The following is a 25239-nucleotide window of genomic DNA, read 5'->3' on the forward strand; positions in this document are numbered from 1 at the left end:
TCCCGATGGAACTTTTCGGAAGACCGATAAACCAAATCTATTAACGGTTAATCTCTACGAGACATTAAAAAAATAAAATAGTATGAATAGTTTTTTTCTTAATCATAAAAATAAAATTGCTGCAATTGCTTTGTCTCTTGCTTTGGCAAGTTGCAAAGCGCCGATGGCGACCAAAATTCAGGATCAGGTAAAAGAAACGATTCCTCAGAATTTTGATAACAAAAATACAGCTGAAAATAATTCCGGAATTACACCTTGGAAACAGTTTTTTACAGACCCAAATCTTGTGAATCTAATCGATGAAGCCTTGAAAAACAATCAGGAACTGATGATCACATTGCAGGAAATCGAAATTGCAAAAAGCGATGTAATGTACAAAAACGGAAAACTGAGTCCGACAGTTGCTGCAAGACTTGGAGCAGGAGTTGAAAAAGTTGGAAGATACACAAGTACCGGAGCTGGTGACGCTTCCACAGAAATCACTGAAGGAAAAGAAGTTCCTGAGAATTTAGGAAACTTCGAAGGTGGACTGATGGCAAATTGGGAGATAGATATCTGGGGCAAACTCAGAACGGAGAAAAAAGCTGCTGTCGCCCATTATCTTTCAACAGTTGAAGGAAAGAATTTCGTCTTGTCAAGTCTGATTTCTGAAGTGGCTGACAATTATTACGAATTATTGTCGCTTGATAATCAGCTTGATATTATTCATCAATATATGGATTTGCAGAAAAAAGCGCTTGAAATTGCGAAAATTCAAAAGCAGGCAATGGCTACAACGGAATTGGCTGTTAAAAAATTCGAGGCTGAATTGGCAAAATCCAATGCGACGGAATATGATCTTAAACAACAGATCACTGAAAAGGAAAACGAGATCAATGTTTTATTGGGACGTTATCCGCAGCCGATTGTTAGAACAAAAGAAAGTTTCATGTCGATCGTTCCGCAAACGGTTTATACGGGAATTCCGTCTCAATTATTAGCGAATCGTCCTGACATCAAGCAAGCTGAACTGGAATTGGAATCTGCAAAACTGGACGTGGAAGCAGCGAGAAAAGAATTCTATCCAAGTCTGGAAATCAATGCGACACTTGGTTTGGAAGCTTTTAACCCTTCATATCTGGTAAAATTGCCGGAATCGATAGCTTATAATTTAGTTGGAGAATTGGCCGGACCACTGATTAATAAAACAGCAATCCAAGCACAATTCAAAACCGCTGATGCAAAACAAATTCAGGCTTTGTATGAATATGATAAAACCATTTTGAGTGCTTATATTGATGTAGCCAATCAAATGTCGAAAATCAAAAACCTCGATAAATATTACGAACTGAAAGCTCAGGAATCAAAAGCTTTGGATGACGGAATTGGAATCGCCAATCAATTATTTCGAAATTCACGAGCAGATTATTTGGAAGTCTTAATGAATCAGCGTGATGCACTTGATGCCAAAATGGAACTCATCGGAGCTAAAGAAAGACAGTTGAGCACAGTTGTCAATATTTATAAAAGCTTAGGCGGCGGCTGGAAATAGCTGAGAAGACTTAAGAGACAAGAAAAAAGATGAAAGAATAAAGACTTTTTTCTAATTTATAAAATCTATTTTTACACTAATTAATTATATTTGAAATGCTTTCGAAATTTTTTCGGGAGCATTTTTAATAAGAGTTTATCAGAGTTTTAAGAAGATGGTTCTAAAGAGAATATATTATCTGAAAATTTACATAACTTTACGTGTTGCAACCCCATCAAATTGAAGCCTACTTTAATATTTTTTATAATCTTTAGCCTATTCGTCAGAGCGCAAAATACGCGGGATACCGAATCTCTGTTTGCCGAATCTAACGATCTGCTTTACAAAAAACCTAAAGAATCTGCTGTCATTTCTCAATTCCTTTTGAAAAATAGTTCTATCGAAAATGAAAAGTTACGAGCCTTAATTCTACTGACAGAAAGTGATTTGCTGACAGGCGATTACAATTCTGCGACTGAAAAATTATTCCAATCGCTGGAGCTTTCAAAAAAAATTGGTGATCCAAAAAATGATATTAAAATAAATTCTTTATTGAACGGACTTTGTGATGAATTAGGAATTGAGTCATCTCAACTTTATTTAATTCAGAATAAAAATGAAATGGCTCAAAATGATTATGAAAAAGCTATAAAATCCTATTCACAATCAAACTGGAAGCAGACTATAAAGTATTTAAAAAAATCAGAAAAACACGGAAAAAGAAACGCTCATCAACTGACCAACTTTTATTATTCACTCGCCTATTCCAATCTTGGTAAAAATGATTCTGCTGAGTATTTCGCAAAGAAAATCCGGAATTATGAGACTTATTATTTTTATTCACTTGCAAAAATTCAGTTTTCGGAAAAAAAATTCATTAAGTCAAATGAAAAACTGAATCATTTAAAACCAATTGAAAATAAAGTTCAGGACGTTCGGCTCAAAGGAGAGATTTACAAATTGGCGGCTGAGAATTATAAGGAAATAAAAGATTGGAGAAATTATCGGCATTATTACCAGCTTCAAAATTCTTTACTCGATTCTATAAATTTAGTAAGAGATAATGCAAGAATTTCGTTCTTAAGCAAGATTGATCAGAAGCAAGATGAGATTTTGGCAGCAAAATCAAACAATCAGAAAAGGATTATTTACTTCATACTAATCACAATTTTTGCAGTATTAATCATCGCTTATTTTTTGAGTAGAAAACTTCAGACCAAGAAGATTAATACCGAAAAAGCATTAATGGAAGCGGCGGAAAGACAAAGATTTATTAATGAAAATAAAATTCCGGAAAGTGCCGGAAAAATTGTGATTCCAGATAAAACAATTCAATTTCTTCTGGAAAAACTGGAATTATTTGAACAGAATGAAGAATATACAGACTCATCAATCTCGCTGAATCAGCTGGCGGAAAACCTGAACACAAATACCAAATATCTATCTGAGATCATCAACACTCATAAAAATAAAAACTTCCATTCTTATATTAATGAACTGAGAATCAATTACATTATCAACAAACTGAAAAATAATCCTGTTTATTTGAAATACAAGGTAAGTCATCTGGCGGAAGAAGCAGGTTTTTCTTCGCACAGCTTATTTTCGACGGTTTTCAAGCAGGTTACGGGACATTCGCCGGCTTCGTTTATTAAAACTATTAAAAATCAATAAGATGAGAGTATTTAGAATTTTCATATTAATGATTTTGATGGTTTTGGGAAATTTTTCTTTTGCACAGAACAATAAAGAAATTGATAGCCTGATTGGTTCTGGTAATACATTTTTATTCAAAAGTCCTGAAAAAACCATTGAAATCGGGAAAGACATTTTGAAGAAAAAAGATATTTCTGATTCCTACAAAATCTCATCTTACATCTTAATATCCAACGGATATTCGGGTTTGAGCAATTATCAGAAAGCGATTGAATTTGCCCTAAAAGCCAACGAACTATCCGAAAAAACAAAAGATAACGCCAATCAAATCAGAACTTTAGGATTAATTGGAAATCTCTATATCCGGATAGAAATGCGGGACGAAGCCTGGCATTATCTCGACAATGCGGACAAACTTTCGCAATCTGTTTCTCTGCCGGACTCTATGAAATATCTGACTGGAAATATCAATCTGCTGAAAGGTTTTCTTTACAAGCGAAGTCTAGATTGTGGCTATGCGATCAAACATTTCAACAAAGCGATTGCGGCATTCAAAAAAGATAAGAAAGGGTTTGCGGTTGCCAATCTCGGGCAGGCTTACAATCAGAAAGGTTATTGTTACCTGAAAATCGATAAAGATTCGGCACAAGTTAGTTTTGAAAAAGGTTTGGCTGATGCCAGAAAAAATGGTGCAAAATCTCTGGAATGCAATGCATTGGTCGGACTTTCTGAAATAGAAACCGAAAAATCGAATTTTAAAACAGCCAATGACACCTTGTTTTATGCTTTGAAGCTTGCCAAAGAAGTGAAACAGACAGAAATGGAAACACGCATCTATAAACTTTTGTCCAATAATTTTATTGCAATTGGAAATTTTGAAAATCATCTGCTGTATGAAAAGCTTTATGAAAATACTCAGTCAAAATTTGCTTCAGAGAATATAAAATCTGTCAATGAACTCATCAAAAACAGAAACGAATTCAAACAAAAAACTTTTGAATCCAGACAAGACAAATTCAATACAATTATCTTTGCACTTTTAGGTGTTTTAATTATAGTAATCGGTTTATTCGGATATTTATTTATGAAAAAATCAAGAAAAATAGATAAAATGACTTTAAGCAACAATTCTTAAAGAAAAATTAATCTATTTTAAAATATTAATTATCAACTAGTTATAAATTTAAAACTTTCATTTTCTTGAAATTTCCGTATATCTAAAAGTACATCTCTGTTCTTTATGAGATTAAGACTTTACTTTTACTCAAAAGAAATTATTTATATGAAGAATAAATTTATCCTTGCGGCATTATTGGTTTCATTCTTGGAAATTAGCGCACAACAGACTCCGGTCTTTAAAATGGTAAAAGACATCAATCCTTCCGGCGATTCTTTACCGGAGAATCTTATCAAACTTGATTCGAAAATTTATTTTCTAGCTGATGACGGCGAACACGGAAAAGAACTTTGGGTAACAGATGGCGAAGAGACAAAACTGGTAAAAGATATCAATCCAGGAAGTAATGGTTCAGACATTAGCAATCTGAAAATTCTTAACGGAAAATTGATTTTTACTGCCACAGATGAAACTAACGGAAATGAACTCTGGACATCTGACGGAACAGAAGCCGGAACAGTACTTTTGAAGGATATGTATCCCGGAAGCGGAAGTTCTTATGCTTTTGAATTTGTGGAGTTCAACAATGCGCTATACTTCAGATCGGAGGATGGCATTCACGGAACCGAACTTTGGAAAACCGACGGAACAACAACCGGAACCGTAATGGTTACAGACCTCCGTGAAGGAGAATTTGGTTCTAATCCTTCTTATTTCACTGTTCTAAATAATAAGCTTTACTTCAATGCTCTCGATGGGTTCGATTATGACAACGGACAACACGGTTTCGAACTCTGGGTTTCCGACGGAACCGAGGCCGGAACTCATATGGTAAAAGATATCAATACTGAAAGCTCCAACCCTTCCAATCTGAAAGCGTTTGGCAGTAAAATCTATTTCAATGCCGACGACGGGACAAATGGTATTGAACTCTGGACAACAGATGGAACCAGTACCGGAACTTATATGGTAAAAAACATCAATACTGGTGGAAACGGAAACTCTCTGCCTGCGGATTTTATTGATTTCAACGGAAAATTATTTTTTACAGCTTACAGCAGTGAAACCGGTAGAGAAATCTGGACGACAGACGGTACTGAAGCTGGAACTAAAATTTTAAAAGATGTCTACGAAGGAACTGAAAACGGTGTAATTCCGCAGTTTAAATATATCATTTATAACAATAAGTTATTTCTAACATTAAGAGATGCGGAGCACGGCGGAGAAATCTGGGTAACCGACGGAACACCGGAAGGCACTCAATTATTTATGGATGTTTTGCCGGGGTCTGGTGATTCTATGGGCATTACTATCTCGCCAATGCTTTTCCAGGTGATGGGAGGTAAACTATACTTCAGAGCTGTCAATAATGAAGAATATTATCAGTTATGGAAATCCGACGGGACAGTTGCAGGAACTCAAAAGATAACAGCCGACCCACAGAACCCAGTTCAGGACGCTTTGGGATATACGCCCTATTTTACTGCGTTAGGAGATAAACTATATTTCACGGCAAAATACAATGACAGCGGATACGAATTGTGGACTGTAGCTGCTGACGAAGCAATGGCTGTAACTGATTTTAATAAAACTAAATTCAGCGTTTATCCAAATCCAGCTTCTGATGTTGTCAATATTTCTGGAAATTCCAATATATCTTCTGTTCAGATTTATGATCTTACGGGAAAAGTTTTACGTAATCAAACTTCCGATTCGAAACAATTACAACTTAACGTTTCTTATTTACCAAATGGAAATTATATTATTAAAGTATTATCCGACGGTAAAGCATCATCTTATACAATTATTAAAAAGTAAAGATTTTTCAATTATTTAATTTATTTAACCCGGAGACTTTATCTTCGGGTTTTTTATTGAAATTAATTAATTAAAAAAAATATACCGATTGGTATATAAATTGTATACCTTTGCAAAGTCAATTCAGTTACAAAATGTCAAAAGCAGAAAAAACCAGACAATTCATTATCGAAAGCACAGCAGAACTTTTCAACAAGAAAGGTTATGCAGGAACGTCTCTGGCTCATATTTCTGAAGCTACCGGACTGACGAAAGGAAGCATCTACGGGAATTTTGCCAACAAGGATGAAGTCGCTAAAGAAGTTTTTCTTTACAACGCTAAACGTTTGCAATCTGCAATTGCTAACAATCTAAATCCTGAAATGTCAACCCGCGAAAAACTGATGGCTTTTTTGGATTATTACAGAAGTTCCTGGGACAACAATTTTTCTCGTGGTGGTTGCCCGATAATGAACACTGCTATAGAAGCAGACGACACCATGCCTTTCCTGAAAGCCGAAGTGGCAAAAAGCTTCGCAGCTTGGGCCAACAAAATAGTCGGAATTTTGGAAGAAGGAAAATCGAGGAATGAAATCGTCGATTCCATTAACGCTTCAGACTATTCTTATTTATTTATAATGCTGATAGAAGGCGGAATTTTACTTTCAAAAACAACCAATACTCAAAATCATCTTTATCAGGCTTTGGAGAGAATTACAAAAATCATCGACACAGAATTAATCAAATAAATTTTTTTAAACAAAAATATACCGATTGGTATTAAACAACAAGTTATCATTATGAACACAACCAACAACACCGTTTTAATTTCCGGCGGAAGCGCAGGAATCGGATTCGAAATCGCAAAACTACTTTCCGAAAAAGGCAACAACGTTATCATCACCGGAAGAAACGAAGAACGCTTAAACCAAGCGGCTTCAAAACTAAATAATGTAAAAACCATCGTTTCCGACGTATCAAATCCGGAAGATGTAGAAAAACTGGTCAATCAAATCAAGCAGGAATTCCCTCAACTGAATATGGTCATCAACAATGCCGGACGTGCTTTGGTTTATGACATCATTTCAGAGAACGCCAATGCTTTCGAAAAAGCAGAAGACGAAATGCTGACTAACTATCTTTCAATCATCAGACTGAATGAAAAACTTTTACCGCTTTTGAAAACTCAGGAAAATCCTGCCATCGTCAATGTTTCCTCCGTTGTAGCATTCGTTCCGGGAGCTTTGGCAACCTATTCCGCAAGCAAAGCAGCACTTCATTCTTACACCCGATACATCCGTTTGGCATTGAGCAAAGAAACCAATGTTAAAGTTTTTGAATTAATGCCACCTTTGGTTGATACTGAATTCTCTGCACCAATCGGAGGGAAAAACGGCGTGTCTCCGGCATTTGTGACAGAACAATTTGTAGCCGGACTGGAAAATGATACCTTCGAAATCCGTGTTGGGCAGACAGAAGATATGTACAGATTATATTTGTCGTCACCGGAAGAAGCTCTGAAAGTGATGAACCAAAGCAGAACCGAAGAAATAGCTTCGTAATCAACATTAAAAACACAATTGATGAAACAAAAAATAGCATTCGCCCTGATAATGGGAATCATCACAACCGGAATTATTTCCTTTACTTTGATTACAGTTAATCTTGGCTGGGCTCATTTGCATCTAGACATTTGGCTGAAATCCTGGGCGATTGCTTATCTCATTGTGATTCCTGCAATCTTGATTGTTTCACCATTTGTAGAAAAACTGGTGCATCTTATCTTTCCGAAAAAAGTTGAAGTCCAAAATTTGTTACCCGATATAAATCCTGAAAAATGATACCAAATCTTCCCATTCACATTATTCTCATATTCGTACTGACGACAGTTGCGACTTTAGTATTGTTCATTTGGATAATTAAAAATTCAAGTCTGGAAATAACTCGGAAAAAGTCAGTTTTAATCACAGCTGGATTAATTGTCTGGATAATTCTACAGACGGTTATAACACTTAATAATATTTACAAAAGCAATCTTTTATCACTTCCTCCGAAAATAATGTTGTTGGGAATCTTACCTCCGATTTTGGTTATCATTCTATTATTTGCAACATCAAAAGGAAGACAGTTCATAGACAGTTTGCCACTTAAAAACATTACTTATCTCAATATTGTAAGAATTCCTGTGGAGATTGTTTTATTCTGGCTTTTCATCAACAAAGCTATTCCTGAGCTAATGACTTTTGAAGGCAGAAACTTTGACATTCTTGCTGGGATTTCAGCGCCGGTTATGGCTTATTTAGTTTTCACAAAGAAGAAATTAAGCCGAAATGTATTATTGATTTGGAACTTTATCTGTCTTGCACTTTTGCTGAATATCGTCATCAATGCTTTACTTTCTGCACCATTTCCATTACAACAATTTGCATTTGAACAACCAAACATTGCCATTTTAAATTTCCCCTTCAGCTGGCTTCCGGCTTTTATAGTTCCGATTGTCCTGTTCGGACATCTGGAGTCAATCAGACAATTATTGAGGAATAATTAAATAGTTTAAATCTAAAACCTAAATTTTACCACCTGGAATCTAAAACCTAACACCTACCAATGAATCCACTAGAACATATGAAAACCCTCATCGGAAAAGAATTCACAGATTCACCCTCGCCATTTATGAAGTGGCTGAAACCGATTGTCATTTCCGTCGAAAAAGGACATCTGGAATTCCAGTACACCATCCGCCCGGAATGGCTGAATCCCATCGGAAACCTGCACGGCGGTGTGACTGCAGCGATTATTGATGATGTTTTGGGAGCAACAATGTTCTCTCTTAATGAGCCAACTTTTTACACAACGATTAATAACGTCATCGATTATTTCGGAATTGCGAAAGAAGGGGAAAACATCATCGCTGAAACGCATATCACCAAGTTAGGGAAGCAATTCATCAACGCAACCTGCGAAGTCTGGAACGCTGACAAAACAAGATTGATTGCAAAAGGAACATCTAATCTATTTAAAACTGAAATTAGGAAATCAAATGCCTAAATTTGTGGATTCTTATTCCTAACATAATATTTCAGGAACGTAGATGATGGCAGAAATCTGCTTACAATATTTAAAATTTAAAATTAGATAAATGAAACGAGTTGTAATTACCGGAATGGGAGCCGTAACGCCTTTGGGAAATGACGTCGACACTTTTTGGAAAAACAGTTTAGCAGGAGAAAGCGGCGCTGCAACTATCACGCACTTCAATCCGGAAAAATTCAAAGTTCAGTTTGCGGCTGAGGTCAAAAACTTCACGCCCGAAAAATATCTGGACCGGAACGAAATCAAACGAAGCGACCTTTTCACACAATTTGCCATCTACGCCTCAGCAGAAGCGATGGAAGATTCGGGTTTGGATTTGACAAGCATCGACCCTTTTGACATTGGTGTGATTTGGGGAACAGGACAAGGCGGAATGCAGACCTTTGAAGACGATGTCATAGATTTTGCGACCGGCGACGGAACACCGAGATTCAGTCCGTTCTTCGTTCCCAAACTGATTGCCAATATGGCTTCCGGAATGATTTCTATGAAATACGGTTTACGTGGAATCAATTACACAACTGTTTCCGCTTGTGCCACTGCCAACACAGCGTTTATGGATGCCTTCAATTACATCCGTTGGGGAAAAGCAAAAATCATCGTGAGCGGTGGTTCGGAAGCCCCTATTACTCAGGCTTCTGTCGGTGGATTTTCATCAATGAAAGCCATGTCCACCAGAAATGACGACCCAAAAGCAGCCAGCCGACCTTACGACGTAGAACGTGACGGATTCATCATGGGAGAAGGTGCAGGTGCACTGATTCTGGAAGAATACGAACACGCAAAAGCAAGAGGTGCAAAAATCTACGCAGAACTGATTGGTGCTGCAATGACCGCCGACGCTTATCATATGACCGCTCCACATCCGGAAGGAATCGGCGCAGCAAAATCTATGGAACTGGCACTGGAAGATGCCAAAATCACTTCAGAACAAGTTGATTATCTGAATCCACACGCCACTTCTACGCCGCTTGGAGATTTGGCAGAACTGAACGCCGTTACCAAAGTTTTCAAAGGAAGTCAGAATCTGGATATCAGCGCCACCAAATCTATGACAGGACATCTTTTGGGAGCAGCCGGTGCAGTTGAAGCGATATTGTGTATCAAAGCGATTCAGAACAGCATCATTCCGCCAACCATCAATATTTCAAACCTGGATGAGAATATCCCGGAAGGTATTCATATCGTGACTGAACCTAAGGAAAAAGAAATCAACATTGCGATGAGTAATGCTTTTGGTTTTGGAGGGCATAACTCTACGGTTATTTTCAGGAAGATATAATTATCTTTTATTTTAATATTAATAATTTTAATTAAAAATAAAGTACTAACGAAAATACAAACAATACATCTATTGTACGGAAAGGGTAAAGAAAGTGTACAGAGAGTGTACGGAGGTAATACAGAAGTGCCAAGTGAAAAATATTCACTTTTTGTTAGCCTGCGGTTCCCGAAGACTTTCTTAAATCTATTCAATAAAAAAGGCTTAGTTTTCACTAAGCCTTTCACTATTCATTTTTAAAAAGCAAATCATACCGCTATACTTGTAACTGCGGCCGATTTCGTGATGCAGTTGTTATGAGAATAAACATTTTTATGTTTAAACTCATATAATCGATACATATTCAGAATTTTTATATCTTAATTATATATTGTAATTTTGCATTTTAGTTTAAAGAACTGATTTTTAAATTTATTTCATTATAAATATGAGCACAACAACACAATACGTTCCTTATAAAGTTAAGGATATTTCCTTAGCAGAATGGGGAAGAAAAGAAATTACTTTAGCCGAAGCAGAAATGCCAGGTTTGATGGCAATCCGTGAAGAATTCGGACCATCTCAGCCGCTTAAAGGTGCTAGAATCGCAGGATGTCTTCACATGACAATCCAGACTGCGGTTTTGATAGAAACTTTAGTAGCACTTGGTGCTGAGGTGACTTGGTCTTCTTGCAACATCTTCTCTACTCAGGATCACGCTGCTGCTGCTATTGCTGCTGCAGGAATTCCTGTTTATGCGTGGAAAGGTCTTAACGATGAAGAATTTGACTGGTGTATCGAGCAGACTATTTTCTTTGGAGAAGACAGAAAACCGTTGAATATGATTCTGGACGACGGTGGCGATTTGACCAATATGGTTTTTGATAAATATCCTGAACTGACTGCCGGCATCAAAGGACTTTCTGAAGAAACCACAACTGGTGTTCACAGATTGTACGAAAGAATGAAGAACGGAACTCTAGTAATGCCTGCGATCAACGTGAATGATTCTGTTACCAAGTCTAAATTCGATAATAAATACGGATGTAAAGAATCTGCAGTAGATGCTGTAAGAAGAGCGACAGACCTTATGCTTGCCGGAAAAAGAGTTGTAGTTTGCGGATACGGAGACGTTGGGAAAGGAACTGCTGCTTCTTTCAGAGGTGCTGGTTCTATCGTAACTGTTACTGAAATTGATCCAATTTGTGCGCTACAAGCTGCAATGGACGGTTATGAAGTAAAAAGACTGGACACTGTTGTTGATAACGCAGACATCGTAATCACCACGACTGGAAACTTCAACATCGTAAGAAAAGAGCATTTCTTGAAATTAAAAGATAAAGCGGTTGTTTGTAATATCGGTCACTTCGATAATGAAATCGATATGGCTTGGCTGAACGAAAACTACGGTCACACAAAATCTGAAGTTAAACCTCAGGTTGATATCTACACGATCGAAGGTAAAGAAGTTATCATCCTTGCAGAAGGAAGATTGGTAAACTTAGGTTGCGCAACTGGTCACCCAAGTTTTGTAATGTCTAATTCATTCAGTAATCAGACTTTGGCTCAGATCGAACTTTGGACAAACTCTGAAGCTTACGGAAACGAAGTTTATATGTTACCAAAACATCTGGATGAGAAAGTAGCAGAGTTGCACCTTAAAAAATTAAGTGTTGAATTGGAAGTTCTTTCTCCGGAACAAGCTGATTACATCGGTGTTGACGTGAAAGGACCGTTCAAACCTGAATATTACAGATACTAAGATTTTAATCTTAATACAATATGGAAACTCCTCAATTTTGGGGAGTTTTTTTATATGTTTGCAAACATAAAAATTAATAAAAATGAAAAACCATTTCTTTCTAGGTTTAATAATAACTTCCGCATTACTTTCAAATTGTACCAGCAAAGATGACAATGATTTTGTAGAAGAAATTACTGACAAAAAAGTATTATTGAGCAAGATGACAACCATCTACTATGATAACCCCAACAATCCTGAGACAACCGTTGGCACATTATCGTACAATGACAATGGTCAGTTGACAGCATCAGATTCAGATGGCAGAGCGGCAACATTCGAATATGACACTAATGGAAAACCTACAAAAGTTAATTATTACAAAGCTGATAAAACACTTGACTATTATGATGTTTATACTTATAGCGCTGAGCAACTTACAAATATCAAAGCTGTTTACACTAATCCGAATTTCAATAGAAGCACTTCTTACACTTACGATTCCAGTGGTAAGCTAACGGGTTCTACCATGTGTCAGTCAGCAGATTGTACAAATCCTTACATCTCAACATACACTTACAGCGGAAACAATATTTCATCGGAAAGTACCGTATCAAACGGTATAGCAAATTACAGCTATAAAAATGAGTACTCCTATGATGATAAGTTAAATCCATTTACCAATAATAGTAAATACATAAAAATTATGATGGGTGGTGCTTACACATTGAGCAAAAACAATTACAAATCATCAAAAAATTATTACAAAAGCAGTGATGGCAATTGGGTTCAAACAGGAAACATCACTTACACCATCCAGTACAACGATTCCAATTTGCCAGTAAAAGTAATCGGTAAAGATGCAAACGGAAAAAATTACGTCCAATACGATTACGAGTACATTACCAAGTAAATCACTTCTTTTTTTAAAATAAACCTTTCAAATTATTGAGAGGTTTTTTTATAAGATATATTTGGAGCAATTTCTCGCTATTTGCTCATACTCCTCGCGCTATTGCTTTGCCAACGCCTGCTGTGGGGTAACCGCTGCTATCGGGGGCTATTTGGAAACTTTGTTCATTAATAGAACTTTCATTATCAATTTCAATTCTTACAGATCAAACGTAAACCCAAATAATCTTAACCGATTTATCAAAAAAAGAATATATTTGATGACAATTAAATATTAAAAAACATAAACTAATGGCAAAACAAAAAGTATCAAATGCGTTCGTAGCTGCATCTTGGGTCGCTCTGGGAGCAGGAATGATAGGATTCGTAGTTGGATTGGCTCGCGCAGAAATGCTGCTGAACGAAAAAGGATATTACTTCACAATCCTGCTCTACGGATTATTCGCAGTCGTTTCTTTGCAGAAAGCGGTCCGCGACAAAATGGAAAACATCAAAGTAACAGATATCTACTACGGACTTTGCTGGTTCGCCACATTATCGGCAATAGTTTTACTCGTAATCGGACTTTGGAATGCAACGATTCTTCCGAGTGAAAAAGGATTTTACGCATTTGCATTTTTGCTTGCACTTTTCGGTGCTATTGCCGTTCAGAAAAATACGCGTGATAATATGATGGAAGATTAAATTCATATAAACTACAAACTCTCAATTATTTGAGAGTTTTTTTATTACATTTAATCAAAAATAAAAACTGTGTCAAAATTTGTGAATTACAAAAACAAGAATAGCCTTTCACGAAAAATAGCCAAAAATCTTTATTTTAAACTAACGTAAATACAATTCTAATCTCTTCAACATTTATGGAACAAATCATCAAAGATACGACCGCCAATCCGGCGCCACTTGGACTTTTCGGTTTCGGAATGACAACCATTTTATTGAATATTCATAATGCCGGATTCTTTGAACTCAATGCTATGATTATGGGAATGGGCATCTTTTTCGGTGGTTTGCAGCAAGTGATTGCAGGCATAATGGAATGGAAAAAAGGAAATATTTTTGCGATGTCTGCATTTACATCTTACGGATTTTTTTGGATTTCACTTGTCACTTTATGGCTTTTGCCTTTGTTGGGCGTCGCAAAACCTGATGGAAACTCTATGGGATTTTATTTAGGAATATGGGGATTATTCACATTTGCACTTTTTATTGGAACATTGAACGGAAATACCATTGGAAAACTTATTTTCGGTTCTCTGGTTGTTCTTTTTGCATTATTATCGGTAGCCAGTTTTACAGGAAACGAAAATATTCATACTATTGCCGGCTATGAAGGGATTCTTTGTGGATCTTTTGCTTTTTACGAAGCAGCTGCATTAATCATCAATGAAAAATACGGAAGAGAAGTTTTGCCATTATAAAAGATTTAAAAATAATTAAAGTACTGACTCAGCCGATTACTTCTATCGATTCATCCTTGTCTCTTGATAGTTTTCTTAGTAAATTGCTGACTTAAAAAATTCTAAAAAAAATGGAATATTCTCAACTGGAACCAAAAGTGATCTGGAAAAATTTTGCAGCACTTAATTCTGTTCCAAGACCTTCAAAAAAAGAAGAAAAAGTTATAAAATTCATAAAGGAATTCGGTGAAAAACTTGGTTTGCCAACAACAGTTGATGAAACCGGAAATGTCATCATCACAAAACCGGCAACTGCGGGAATGGAAAACCGACAGCCAATCGTAATGCAATCTCACCTCGATATGGTTTGCCAAAAAAACAACGATGTCAATTTTGATTTCGAAACACAGGGAATCCAAATGTACGTGGATGGCGATTGGGTGAGGGCAAAAGGAACAACACTTGGCGCTGACAATGGTTTGGGCGTTGCTACGATAATGTCGATTCTTGAAAGTAATGAAGTTGAGCATCCAGATCTGGAAGCCCTTTTCACGATTGACGAAGAAACTGGAATGACCGGCGCTTTAGCCTTAAAACCCGGACAATTGAAAGGCGAAATCCTCCTGAATCTTGACACTGAAGAAGATAACGAGATCGACATCGGATGTGCAGGTGGTGTTGATGTAACAGCTTCTGCTAAATTTGATTTAATTCATGTTAAGGGCGAAACTTTCAAAATCGAAATCAAAGGTTTGCAGGGTGGACATTCGGGAATGGATATTCACAAAGGTTTTGGAAATTCTAACAAACTGATCGGGAGATTCCTGTTTTTAGGATTGGAAAATCAAATTCAGTTAATTTCGATTGATGGCGGAAGTTTGAGAAATGCGATTCCAAGGGAAGCAGCTGCTATTTTTTCAGTAGAAAATTCAGCAGTGTTTTTGAAAAATGCAGAGCAATTGAAATCTGAAATATTGGAGGAATTTGCTTCTATCGAGAAGGACTTAGCCATTAATATCGAAAAAACAGATTCAGCAGAAAAAGCTATTAGTTTTGAAGATTCGCAGAAAGTTATTTTAGCGATCAACGCTGCTCACAATGGTGTTTTCCGGATGAGTCCCGATGTGGAAGGTTTGGTAGAGGCATCCAACAATGTTGCAAGAGTTGAATTGAAAAACGGTGAAATCAAAATCCTTAATCTTACAAGATCATCCGTAGAATCTACAAAATGGGAAGTTGCCAATCAATTAAAATCAGCTTTTGAAAGTAATGGTTTGAAAACTGAATTGGGGGGTTCCTATCCGGGCTGGAAACCAAAACCCGATGCAGAGATCATCCAAGTGATGACGGATCTTTATGAAAATAATTTCGGCGAAAAACCAATGGTAGTTGCCTGCCACGCCGGTTTGGAGTGCGGTATCATCGGTGCCAATTATCCGAAGATGGAAATGGTAAGCTTCGGACCAACGATAAAAGGAGCACACTCGCCGGACGAAAGAGCGAATATTGCTTCTGTTCAGAAATTCTGGAAGTACACGCAGGAAATTTTAAAAAATATTCCACTCAAAAAATAAATATCAAACAAAATCCAGTAGAAATGCTGGATTTTTTGTTTTATCTAATTTTATTTAAAAAATCAATAATTTAAAATGGACAATACCTCATTTAATTCAAAAATTCATTACTTTAGCGACCAAATTAATATTAAGAATAAATGAAAAAAAAATTACTTTGTATTGGAATTTTGGGTTTACTTTTAGGATCTACCAATGATTTTAGCGCTCAGAATTATATCAATAAAAAAATAAAAGATGACCAAGGTAATCTTAGCCTTGTAACCTTCAATCAGGACAGTAATATTACCTCATCCGCTGCTAACTCTATTTTTGCTGAAGTTCTAAAATTAGCACCTAACGTTGAATTGAGATTGAGCCAAAACTTAAAAGACGGAAAATTTTCGGATGAGAAATATAAAATGTTTTTTAGTAATATTCCGGTAGAATTTGGCGGTTACAATCTTCATTACAAAGACGGAAAACTGACGAGCATGAACGGAGAAATCTTCTCCACAGAAAATGCTAAAACAAATCCACAGATTACTTCTGCCGAAGCATTTCAAAAAGCATTAATCAGCGTAAATGCTAAGAAATATATGTGGGAAGATGCAGCTTATGTTGCAGAAAACAAGTATAAAAAGCCAGAAGGACAATTGGTCCTGCTTCCGGTACAAACCAATGAAGGAGAAACCAAGCTTTACCTGGCTTATAAATTCGATATTTATGCCGCAGAACCTATCAGCAGAGCTATCATTTACGTAGATGCTATTGATGGTAGAATTATTTTTTCCAATGCAGTTCTTAAACATCAAAGTCAGGATCTAATTCCTGTCAGCACAAAAAAAGCGACACCAATTACAATAAAATCTGATTTCAAAAAACCTTTGACTCTTGAAATCGGAAATGCCGACACCAGATACAGCGGTGCGAAACAGATAGAAACGACATTGGTCTCCGGAAGCTATGTATTACAGGATGCAACCAGAGGAAATGGCGTGAAAACTTATAATCTTAAGAAATCTTCTACCATTAGTTCTGGCGTAGATTTCAAAGATACCGATAACAACTGGACCACTGCAGAACATAATAATTCTACGTTTGACAATGCTGCGTTAGACGCACATTGGGGCGTCGAGAAGACTTATGATTACTTCAAAACAACCTTCAACAGAAATAGTTATGACAATGCTGGTGCAGTCTTGAAAAGCTACGTGCATTACGGTAGCAGTTACGAGAATGCAGGCTGGTCCGGAACAGAAATGATCTATGGCGATGGCGCATCCACTTTCCGTCCGTTGACAGCATTTGACGTGACAGCCCATGAATTAGGTCATGCCGTTTGCGAATATACAGCTGATCTGGCTTATCAAAGAGAGTCCGGCGCAATGAACGAAGGGTTTTCGGATATTTGGGGAGCTGTAGTAGAGCATAAATACGCGCCGGAAAAACAGAATTTCTTAATTGGTGAAGACATCACGATTGCTTCTCCTGGCTATCTGAGATCACTCAGCAATCCAAAAGTCGCTTATTCCAAACAACCAGATACTTACCGTGGAACCAACTGGAAAGCTGCAACTGTAGAAGAAGGCTGCACGACACCAACCGGAGGTTCTTTTGGAAATGACTATTGTGGTGTTCATACCAACAGTGGCGTTCTCAACCATTGGTTTTACATTCTCGTAATGGGGAAAACAGGAACCAATGATCTTGGAAAATCCTACAATGTAACCGGAATCGGCTGGGATAAAGCAGAGAAAATCGTTTATAAATTAGAATCAACCTATCTTACAGCTAACTCCACTTATAAAAACGCAAGAGATTTCGGCATTCAGGTAGCAAAAGAATTATTTGGCGATAAAACACCGGAAGCTATTGCTACTCAGGATGCTTTCTATGCGGTGGGAATCGGATCTAAATATCTGGCTGTTCCGGATACAACGCCACCCACAATCCCAACAAATCTTGTTGCGAGCAATACAAAAGGTACAAGTACAAATCTGACCTGGAATGCTTCTACGGATAACGAAGATATGGACGGCTACATCATTTACAAAGACGGCGTAGAAATCGCAAGAACATCTGCTCTTACTTATAAAGTGACAGGATTAACAAGACAGACTACTTATAACTTCACGGTTAAAGCAAAAGATGTTTATGATAATATATCTGCCGTAAGTAATATTGCAACAGTTACCACAACCAACCAGGTAGAATATTGTACATCTGCAGGAACAAGCACAGCAGACGAAAAAATCAAACGTGTTGTTTTTGGAACTATCGACAATACCAGCACTGGAACAGCGGGCTACGAAGACTTCACAAATCTTTCAACAAATGTTACGGAATCAACATCGTACCCAATCAGCATTACGCCGGTATGGACAAGCACAACTTACAATGAAGCATATACTGTCTTTATCGACTGGAATGGTGATGGTGATTTCGATGATGCCGGTGAAAAAGCTTTCACTCAGGCCGGAACTAAAAATACACCAGTGACTGGAACAATTAATGTGCCTGCAGGAATTGCTTTAGATTCACCATTGGTAATGAGAGTTTCTATGAAATTCAACACTGCACCAACTGCTTGTGAGACATTCTCCTACGGACAGGTGGAAGATTACACCTTGATTGGTAAAAAGTTCCTTGCAGTATCTGACGCTTCGAAAGGAAACGCTACCCTTCTGTATCCTAATCCTGTAAAAGATTTGATTAATATTCAGTCAAAAGATTCCAGCGACTTCTCTTATCAGATTTATAATACCGCAGGACAAATTGTTCTGAAAGGAAAATCTGCTGATAAAAAGATCAACGCTCAGAATTTATCTTCAGGAAATTACATTATTGAATTAACAGATAAAAACGGAGAGAAAACCACACAGAAGTTTATCAAGAAATAATTTTAAAAATTATTCATATCAAAGCTCCCAAAATTTGGGAGCTTTTTTTGTTTTAGTGATGATTTTCTTTTTATTAATTTAAAATAAAAAACTACCCAAATAATGAGTAGTTCTTATATTTTTCAAGAAGAAATTTTAATTAATGTCCAGAATGACCATCTTCTCCGTGAGCGTGACCGTGTTCTAATTCTTCTTCTGTTGCAGGACGTGCGTTCAGGATTTCAACATCGAAAAACAAACTTCTGCCTGCCATTGGATGGTTTAGATCTACGACTACAGCTTCCGGAGTCACTTCCAAAACCATTGCCTGGAAATTATTTCCGCTATTATCCGAAAGAGGTAAAACTGCTCCAACTGGTGGCAATTCCTGACCTTCGAACATATCTACAGGCAACTGAGTCACTGCTTCCGGATCTCTTTCCCCATAACCTTCGCCCGGTGCAATATCGAAAGAGGCTTTGTCACCGATATTCAGATTTTTGATTTCTTCTTCAAATTTAGGAATCATCATTCCTACGCCATAAAGAAATGTTAAAGCATTTTCTGCAGAAGTTTCTTCCACAAACACTTTCTCTCCATTTTCATCATTAGTATGTAGAACATATTTAAGAGTCACTACATGATTTTTGTCTAATGCCATTTTAAATTATTTAATATTATAAAATTTTGGATGATATCATTCATGATGTATCATACGACAAAATTAAGCTTTTGAAATTGAAGTGATGAAAATTTCAAAATAAAACTTGTTTTGAATCTTTTTCTTTTCCGAAATTTTTATTGAACTTCGCAGAATGGCAAAACTCAAAACTCTATATTTCTGTCAGAACTGTGGCGCACAATATTCCCAGTGGCACGGGCAATGCAAAACCTGCGGCGAATGGAACACCTTGGTGGAAGAAATTGTCGAAAAATCTACAAAATCTGTAGCAATGAAATCCAAATCTTCAATCATTAATATCATTGAAGTCGAGGCCATAGAGGAACCAAGAATCGTAACACCTTCCGAAGAACTGAATCGCGTTTTGGGAGGTGGAATTGTGCTTGGATCTGTCACTTTGATTGGAGGCGAACCGGGAATTGGAAAATCAACCTTGCTTCTTCAACTTGCTTTGAAGATGAAGAAAAAAATCCTGTATGTTTCGGGTGAAGAAAGTGCTTCTCAAATCAAGATGAGAGCCGACAGATTGGCAGAAGTTAAAAATCCAAACTGCTTCCTTTTCACAGAAACTTCATTAGAAAAGATCATTCACGAGGCTACGAAATTAATGCCCGATTTTGTTATTATTGATTCCATCCAGACTTTACAATCTCAATTGATCGAAAGTTCACCGGGAACGGTTTCGCAAATCAGAGAATGTTCTAATGAGATCATCAAATTTGCAAAAGAAAATAATATTCCGGTTTTTCTGGTAGGACACATCACAAAAGACGGACAAATCGCCGGACCAAAAGTTTTGGAGCATATGGTGGATGTCGTCCTTAATTTTGACGGCGACAGAAATCATCTTTTCAGATTATTGAGAGCCAATAAAAACCGCTTCGGTTCCACTTCGGAAATTGGCATTTACGAAATGATTTCCAGCGGTTTGAAAGAAATTAAAAATCCATCCGAAATTCTCATTACCAAAAAATTTGAGGAATTATCAGGAAATTCTGTTGCTGTAACTCTCGAAGGAAATCGACCGATGTTATTGGAAATTCAGGCTTTGGTATCCACCGCCGTTTACGGAACGCCACAAAGAAGCTCGACAGGTTTTGATTCCAAAAGACTGAATATGTTGCTTGCAGTGCTGGAAAAACGCGCTGGTTTCCAACTCGGTTCAAAAGATGTTTTTCTTAATATCACTGGCGGAATTAAGACTGATGATCCGGCTTTGGATTTGGCAGTTGTTGCGTCAATTTTGTCAAGTAATGAAGATATTGCGATATCGGAGCATTACTGTTTTGCCGGCGAAATTGGTTTGAGTGGCGAAATCCGTCCGGTGGCACAAGTCGAACAACGTATTACAGAAGCAGAAAAATTGGGTTATGAGAAGATCTTTATTTCTAATCTCAATAAATTGCCGAAGAAGAAATTCGGGATCAAAGTTGAGGAAATCAGTAAAATTGAGGATTTTGTAGAGTCATTATTCTAAATTAATTCTGTAAATTTAAAAGTACAAAAGCATTTCCATTGAACTACCTCGCCCACTCTATTCTCTCATTTACTAATGGACAAATCGTTGGCAATATGATTGCGGATTTTATAAAAAATAATGAGCGGGAAAATTTTCCTCCGGAAATTCAGGAAGGAATCAGACTTCATCGTGCCATAGACACTTTTACGGACTCTCATCCGGCAGTTTCGGAAGCGAAAAAGATTTTCAGTCCGTTGGTAAGACTCTACTCCGGTGCATTTGTAGATGTTGCTTTTGATTATTTTGTTGCACATCTTTATACTGATGAAGATTTGAAAAAACATTCCGCCAAAACTTACAAAATCCTTTGGGAAAATGAAAAATGGCTTCCGGAAAATTACAAAAAGATGCTTGTAAGAATGGAACAGGATGATTGGTTATCACATTACAGAACAGATCAAACAATCAAATTCAGTATACAGAATGTTCTTAATAAAGCGAAATATTTAGAAAAAGATCTTTCGGTTTTTGATATATTTTTGAATAATAAGAAAGAACTGAAGATTTATTTTGACCAATTTTTTCCTGATGTCCTACTCGAATGTGAAAAAAATTTCAAACCAAATTAAATATCCTGCGGAAGAATCAGACATCTATTCATAATTATTTAATATAAATATACTATTATCATTGATTTTTTAATATTTTTGTCGCTACTTCAAAGCTGTGGGATTTACAAAAAGATTAATACTAGTATCACTATTAATTTCGTGCATATTAAAAACGAAAGCGCAAGATTACACGCCAGAAAAAATAGATAGTATCATTTCTGCTACTTTTCAACTTGCCGATAGAAACCGAGCCCTGAAAATTGGCTTAGAAACTTATAAAATATCCGAAAACACGGGTTATTATCTTGGTAAGGCAAAATCACTAAAAGTTATTATCAATTCTTACTTAGGGCTGGGAGAACAGCAAAAAGGTTTGGAATCTGCTGAAAAGCTGCTGGAATTGGCTAATAAAGAGAACGATTATTATCACGCCGTTCAGGCTCTTATAGCCAAAGCACTGGCTTATTCTTACCTTGGATTTTTCGAAAAGGCTGACGAAACGAGCAAAAATGCAGAAAACCTATGCAAACAGGTTAAGGATAATTATGAATTTTACAGCTCTATGGGACAGATCTATGCGGGGAGATCTGAGATTATGAACCTCAAATATGAGCCACCACAAAATACTATTAAAAATGACCTCAAAAGTGTCGAGTATTACAATAAAATAGAGGATCCTAAAAGAAGAAATGGCTGGCTTGCAATTCAATATTCAAGCGTAGGCTACACCTATATCGATCTTGACAAACATGCGGAAGCAATCTATTACAACCGGAAAGCTTACCTCCTGTCCAAAGCCGAAAATGATTCTATAAATCAGGCTTTCGGACTGTATGGTATTGGAAATGCATATCTGGAAATGAATAAGATGGACAGCTCCATCTATTACTACAAACAAGCGCTTCCAATCTTTGAAAAAGCACAGGACATCTATAGGTTACAGTATATTTATGATGATCTCTCAACCATCTATGAAAAAATGGGAGATGATAAACTGTATGCTTATTATGCAAAAAAATCGAAAGAACTTTATGACGTCATAAGAAAAAAAGAAAAAGCTGAAACGGACAATGTATCCCAGAATATCATCGAGAATGAAAAAACAAGATGGTATGAAAGCTTATATTTTATCATTGCAGGATTGGTTGTTTTCTTTGTAGTCAAAATGTACTTTACAATAAAGTTTTTCAAAAGATACCGCAGAGAAAAAAGAATAAGAGAGAATACCAAATATCATCTTTTGGAAAGAGAAAAAGTGGTCAATCAGCTGGAATCAAAAGTCAATGATTCTTTTGCGGAATTATTGGAACTTGCAAAAACCAATGACTCTTCTTTTCTCAGTCGTTTCAAAGAAATATATCCGAATTTTTACAGAAAGCTAAGCACACAACATCCGGAAATGACAAGCGGACAATTAAAATTTTGTGCACTCCTGAAACTCAATTTTTCTACCAAAGAAATAGCACATTGCAGTCATATTTCTATAAGAAGTGTTGAAATGAAAAAAAGCAGGTTGAGAAAACAAATGAATATTCCTTCTGAAGTTGATCTTAATAATTGGATGATGAATTTTTAAAACAATATCCAAAAACAAATAAAGTATTTGAAGATCAAAACATTAGAAACATGTCGTAGATTTGTAGGAGTGCAATTGTTGCACATATTATGTTAAATAGTAAACTTTGCACCTGATTGAAAAACGGTAATTATTACCAAAAAAATTTATTGCTCGAAAGCACTTGCGCAAAAGGTTCTAAAAACACAAAAGGACATACATCTGCCGTGATTTATTCTTAATCATCACAGATTATTATCAGCTGATTTTTTTCAAATCCGAATAAAATTCATGTCATAAGGCTGATCAAAAAAAGCTTTGGATCTCTATGATTCTTAGCTTTTCTTATTTTCAGATTACACCTTTTATCTATGCTGATCTATGAGAATTTTGTTCCCATCCGGATCCGTCAATTCTATGTAAGCCGGTCCTTTTGTTTTTTCGTCCGCTTCAGTATTTAGTTTTATTTGGTCAGATTTTAGTTTTTTCTGAATTGCACGAACATCTGTAAATGGATTTACTTCTTTTGCATTCTCGTCCCAACCCGGATTGAAGGTCAAAATATTTCCCTCAAACATCCCCTGGAAAATTCCAATGATGGTTGTCCCGTTTGTCATAATGAGATAATTCTGCTTTATCTCGCCACCCATTTGAGAGAAGCCAAGTTTCTCGTAGAATTCTTTTGATTTTTGTAAATCTTTGACATTGAGACTTACTGAGAAAGCGCCTAATGGAAGTTTTTTATCTGTATTTATATTTTGAGAAAAGGCATTTATCGAAATTGATATTAATAAAATAACAATTATTTTTTTCATATTTTCTAATTTTAAAATTAATTGCAAGATAAGCTAAAACTGCTGATAAAGGTAGCGATCTGGATAATTCAGTTTGTCGCTTTTCCTTTCGCCATTGATGACGATGTGGATGATATTCATTTGATCATCAAATAAATTATAAAGCAGGCTGACTGCAGTTTCAATTTTTTTTGGGACAGAAAGAGCTTCGGATTCTAAGTAGATATTCACACTTTCGTGGTCTTCTTCGTAACCGACAAAGTTCACTTTAACAAATTGATTATCAGATTTCAACTTCAAATATTCTGCTGTATAATGTTCTAATTCTTTATTGATTTCGGCTTTATATTTCTGGTCGAGAAAATGGACAGATTTGCCATATTTTTTATTAAGTGCATTTTCCAGATCATCCATAAAAAACCTGCCTGTAATTTCAAAAGTTTTTGATTTTGAATTGTAATTGAACTCAACAGAACCAACGTGATAAGGATGAACCATGAAAGATAAAAGGCAAAAGATAAAAGAGCAAAGAATAAGGACGACTAAGGATTTTTTCATCATTAAAAAGAATTGAAATCAAAATTAATCATTATTTTCGTACGGTTTTCAGAAATTAAACGATGAAGGATTTTCTATTTTATTTGCAACTGGGCTGGGATCACATTATTTCTTTGGACGCACTGGATCATCAGCTGTTCATTCTGGCTTTGATTGCGGCTTACAGTTTCAAGGATTTCAGACGGTTACTGATTCTGATTACGGCTTTTACAATAGGACATTGCATAACGCTGGCTTTGTCCAGTTTTGACATCATCCGTGTGAAGAGCAATTGGATAGAATTCCTGATTCCCTGTACGATCGTGATTACTGCTTTGGACAATATTCTGTTTAAGGGGAAACATCCTTATCAGTATTATTTTGCCTTGTTTTTTGGACTGATCCACGGAATGGGTTTCGCAAATACTGCGCGAATGATGCTTGCGAAGGAACAAAGTATTACGATTCCGCTTTTGGGATTCAATATTGGGCTGGAATTGGGACAGATTGCTATGGTATTGGTGATTTTATTGATTTTCACCATACTATCCAAGATTACCAAACTCAATCAAAGAGAATGGCTTTTAATAGCCTCCTCTGCCGCCGGAGCAGTTGCGCTTCAAATGGCATTGGAAAGAATGCCTTTTTAATTGTAGAATGAACTAAGGATTATTTATTT

The 25239-nt window shown here is 36.4% G+C and carries 23 protein-coding genes; 20 read left to right on the top strand and 3 right to left on the bottom strand.

Annotated features, from left to right (window positions below; genetic code table 11):
* The first annotated feature begins 82 nt into the window (after positions 1-82).
* The 16 genes from OPU68_RS07075 to OPU68_RS07150 all read left to right on the top strand — a co-directional run bounded on the left by OPU68_RS07075 (position 83) and on the right by OPU68_RS07150 (position 18943).
* On the top strand, positions 83-1531 hold the full coding sequence (locus OPU68_RS07075) for a TolC family protein (protein ID WP_498473315.1): 1449 nt from the start codon (positions 83-85) through the stop codon (positions 1529-1531).
* Between the two features lie 219 nt (positions 1532-1750).
* Positions 1751-3184, top strand: coding sequence for a helix-turn-helix domain-containing protein (locus tag OPU68_RS07080; protein WP_498473316.1), 1434 nt, complete (start codon positions 1751-1753; stop codon positions 3182-3184).
* A 1-nt stretch (position 3185) separates the two neighbouring features.
* Positions 3186-4301: a tetratricopeptide repeat protein gene (locus tag OPU68_RS07085; protein ID WP_498473317.1), complete on the top strand. Its 1116-nt coding sequence runs from the start codon at positions 3186-3188 to the stop codon at positions 4299-4301.
* Positions 4302-4448: 147 nt separating this feature from the next.
* On the top strand, positions 4449-6101 hold the full coding sequence (locus tag OPU68_RS07090; RefSeq protein ID WP_498473318.1) for an ELWxxDGT repeat protein: 1653 nt from the start codon (positions 4449-4451) through the stop codon (positions 6099-6101).
* Between the two features lie 134 nt (positions 6102-6235).
* Positions 6236-6829, top strand: coding sequence for a TetR/AcrR family transcriptional regulator (locus tag OPU68_RS07095; RefSeq protein WP_498473319.1), 594 nt, complete (start codon positions 6236-6238; stop codon positions 6827-6829).
* Positions 6830-6880: 51 nt separating this feature from the next.
* Positions 6881-7642, top strand: a complete 762-nt coding sequence (locus OPU68_RS07100) for an SDR family oxidoreductase (protein ID WP_498473320.1) — start codon at positions 6881-6883, stop codon at positions 7640-7642.
* A gap of 21 nt (positions 7643-7663) precedes the next feature.
* Positions 7664-7921 carry a DUF2798 domain-containing protein gene (locus OPU68_RS07105; protein WP_498473321.1) on the top strand — a complete coding sequence of 86 codons (258 nt, stop codon included), beginning with the start codon at positions 7664-7666 and terminating at the stop codon, positions 7919-7921.
* Complete coding sequence (locus tag OPU68_RS07110; RefSeq protein ID WP_498473322.1) at positions 7918-8628, top strand: DUF8737 domain-containing protein; 711 nt, start codon at positions 7918-7920, stop codon at positions 8626-8628. The genes OPU68_RS07105 and OPU68_RS07110 overlap by 4 nt, the downstream gene beginning before the upstream one ends.
* Before the next feature lie 59 nt (positions 8629-8687).
* Positions 8688-9128 (top strand): PaaI family thioesterase, encoded by a 441-nt coding sequence (locus OPU68_RS07115; RefSeq protein WP_498473323.1) that lies wholly within the window; start codon positions 8688-8690, stop codon positions 9126-9128.
* Positions 9129-9219: 91 nt separating this feature from the next.
* A complete protein-coding gene (gene fabF / locus OPU68_RS07120; RefSeq protein WP_498473325.1) occupies positions 9220-10455 on the top strand; it encodes a beta-ketoacyl-ACP synthase II in 1236 nt (411 codons plus the stop codon).
* A 427-nt stretch (positions 10456-10882) separates the two neighbouring features.
* Positions 10883-12196 (top strand): adenosylhomocysteinase, encoded by a 1314-nt coding sequence (gene ahcY, locus OPU68_RS07125; protein ID WP_498473326.1) that lies wholly within the window; start codon positions 10883-10885, stop codon positions 12194-12196.
* A gap of 82 nt (positions 12197-12278) precedes the next feature.
* Positions 12279-13088, top strand: a complete 810-nt coding sequence (locus tag OPU68_RS07130) for an RHS repeat domain-containing protein (RefSeq protein ID WP_498473327.1) — start codon at positions 12279-12281, stop codon at positions 13086-13088.
* Between the two features lie 290 nt (positions 13089-13378).
* Entirely contained in the window at positions 13379-13771 is a 393-nt protein-coding gene (gene yiaA, locus OPU68_RS07135) for an inner membrane protein YiaA (RefSeq protein WP_498473328.1), read from the top strand.
* A gap of 176 nt (positions 13772-13947) precedes the next feature.
* On the top strand, positions 13948-14508 hold the full coding sequence (locus OPU68_RS07140; protein WP_498473330.1) for an acetate uptake transporter: 561 nt from the start codon (positions 13948-13950) through the stop codon (positions 14506-14508).
* 110 nt (positions 14509-14618) lie between these two features.
* Positions 14619-16061 (top strand): aminoacyl-histidine dipeptidase, encoded by a 1443-nt coding sequence (locus OPU68_RS07145; RefSeq protein ID WP_498473331.1) that lies wholly within the window; start codon positions 14619-14621, stop codon positions 16059-16061.
* A gap of 140 nt (positions 16062-16201) precedes the next feature.
* Entirely contained in the window at positions 16202-18943 is a 2742-nt protein-coding gene (locus OPU68_RS07150; RefSeq protein ID WP_498473332.1) for a M4 family metallopeptidase, read from the top strand.
* Between the two features lie 139 nt (positions 18944-19082).
* Here the strand turns inward: OPU68_RS07150 and OPU68_RS07155 are convergent, their stop codons facing one another.
* Positions 19083-19583 carry an FKBP-type peptidyl-prolyl cis-trans isomerase gene (locus OPU68_RS07155; protein ID WP_498473333.1) on the bottom strand — a complete coding sequence of 167 codons (501 nt, stop codon included), beginning with the start codon at positions 19581-19583 and terminating at the stop codon, positions 19083-19085.
* Between the two features lie 154 nt (positions 19584-19737).
* Between OPU68_RS07155 and radA the strand changes: the two genes are divergently transcribed.
* The 3 genes from radA (at position 19738) to OPU68_RS07170 (ending at position 23250) form a co-directional block, all read left to right on the top strand.
* On the top strand, positions 19738-21081 hold the full coding sequence (gene radA, locus OPU68_RS07160; RefSeq protein ID WP_498473334.1) for a DNA repair protein RadA: 1344 nt from the start codon (positions 19738-19740) through the stop codon (positions 21079-21081).
* Positions 21082-21119: 38 nt separating this feature from the next.
* Positions 21120-21692 (top strand): acyl carrier protein phosphodiesterase, encoded by a 573-nt coding sequence (locus OPU68_RS07165; RefSeq protein ID WP_498473335.1) that lies wholly within the window; start codon positions 21120-21122, stop codon positions 21690-21692.
* Positions 21693-21789: 97 nt separating this feature from the next.
* On the top strand, positions 21790-23250 hold the full coding sequence (locus OPU68_RS07170; protein WP_498473336.1) for a tetratricopeptide repeat protein: 1461 nt from the start codon (positions 21790-21792) through the stop codon (positions 23248-23250).
* A gap of 344 nt (positions 23251-23594) precedes the next feature.
* On the opposite strand, the gene OPU68_RS07175 is transcribed toward OPU68_RS07170, so the two are convergent.
* The gene (locus OPU68_RS07175; protein ID WP_498473337.1) at positions 23595-24044 is read right to left on the bottom strand and encodes a VOC family protein; all 450 of its coding nucleotides are present in this window, start codon (positions 24042-24044) and stop codon (positions 23595-23597) included.
* Positions 24045-24077: 33 nt separating this feature from the next.
* Positions 24078-24581, bottom strand: a complete 504-nt coding sequence (locus OPU68_RS07180) for a DUF6702 family protein (protein WP_498473338.1) — start codon at positions 24579-24581, stop codon at positions 24078-24080.
* A gap of 62 nt (positions 24582-24643) precedes the next feature.
* Here OPU68_RS07180 and OPU68_RS07185 point away from each other — a divergent pair, with 62 nt between their 5' ends.
* The gene (locus OPU68_RS07185; RefSeq protein WP_498473339.1) at positions 24644-25210 is read left to right on the top strand and encodes a HupE/UreJ family protein; all 567 of its coding nucleotides are present in this window, start codon (positions 24644-24646) and stop codon (positions 25208-25210) included.
* Positions 25211-25239 lie beyond the last annotated feature (29 nt).

Source organism: Chryseobacterium sp. TB1-D10, assembly GCF_059803555.1.

Bases quoted from the DNA above. Each gene is read 5' to 3' on its own strand.
- OPU68_RS07075 (WP_498473315.1), top strand. From the start codon at position 83: ATGAATAGTTTTTTTCTTAATCATAAAAATAAAATTGCTGCAATTGCT.
- OPU68_RS07085 (WP_498473317.1), top strand. From the start codon at position 3,186: ATGAGAGTATTTAGAATTTTCATATTAATGATTTTGATGGTTTTGGGA.
- OPU68_RS07090 (WP_498473318.1), top strand. From the start codon at position 4,449: ATGAAGAATAAATTTATCCTTGCGGCATTATTGGTTTCATTCTTGGAA.
- OPU68_RS07095 (WP_498473319.1), top strand. From the start codon at position 6,236: ATGTCAAAAGCAGAAAAAACCAGACAATTCATTATCGAAAGCACAGCA.
- OPU68_RS07100 (WP_498473320.1), top strand. From the start codon at position 6,881: ATGAACACAACCAACAACACCGTTTTAATTTCCGGCGGAAGCGCAGGA.
- OPU68_RS07105 (WP_498473321.1), top strand. From the start codon at position 7,664: ATGAAACAAAAAATAGCATTCGCCCTGATAATGGGAATCATCACAACC.
- OPU68_RS07110 (WP_498473322.1), top strand. From the start codon at position 7,918: ATGATACCAAATCTTCCCATTCACATTATTCTCATATTCGTACTGACG.
- OPU68_RS07115 (WP_498473323.1), top strand. From the start codon at position 8,688: ATGAATCCACTAGAACATATGAAAACCCTCATCGGAAAAGAATTCACA.
- fabF (WP_498473325.1), top strand. From the start codon at position 9,220: ATGAAACGAGTTGTAATTACCGGAATGGGAGCCGTAACGCCTTTGGGA.
- ahcY (WP_498473326.1), top strand. From the start codon at position 10,883: ATGAGCACAACAACACAATACGTTCCTTATAAAGTTAAGGATATTTCC.
- OPU68_RS07130 (WP_498473327.1), top strand. From the start codon at position 12,279: ATGAAAAACCATTTCTTTCTAGGTTTAATAATAACTTCCGCATTACTT.
- yiaA (WP_498473328.1), top strand. From the start codon at position 13,379: ATGGCAAAACAAAAAGTATCAAATGCGTTCGTAGCTGCATCTTGGGTC.
- OPU68_RS07140 (WP_498473330.1), top strand. From the start codon at position 13,948: ATGGAACAAATCATCAAAGATACGACCGCCAATCCGGCGCCACTTGGA.
- OPU68_RS07145 (WP_498473331.1), top strand. From the start codon at position 14,619: ATGGAATATTCTCAACTGGAACCAAAAGTGATCTGGAAAAATTTTGCA.
- OPU68_RS07150 (WP_498473332.1), top strand. From the start codon at position 16,202: ATGAAAAAAAAATTACTTTGTATTGGAATTTTGGGTTTACTTTTAGGA.
- OPU68_RS07155 (WP_498473333.1), bottom strand. From the start codon at position 19,583: ATGGCATTAGACAAAAATCATGTAGTGACTCTTAAATATGTTCTACAT.
- radA (WP_498473334.1), top strand. From the start codon at position 19,738: ATGGCAAAACTCAAAACTCTATATTTCTGTCAGAACTGTGGCGCACAA.
- OPU68_RS07175 (WP_498473337.1), bottom strand. From the start codon at position 24,044: ATGAAAAAAATAATTGTTATTTTATTAATATCAATTTCGATAAATGCC.
- OPU68_RS07180 (WP_498473338.1), bottom strand. From the start codon at position 24,581: ATGAAAAAATCCTTAGTCGTCCTTATTCTTTGCTCTTTTATCTTTTGC.
- OPU68_RS07185 (WP_498473339.1), top strand. From the start codon at position 24,644: ATGAAGGATTTTCTATTTTATTTGCAACTGGGCTGGGATCACATTATT.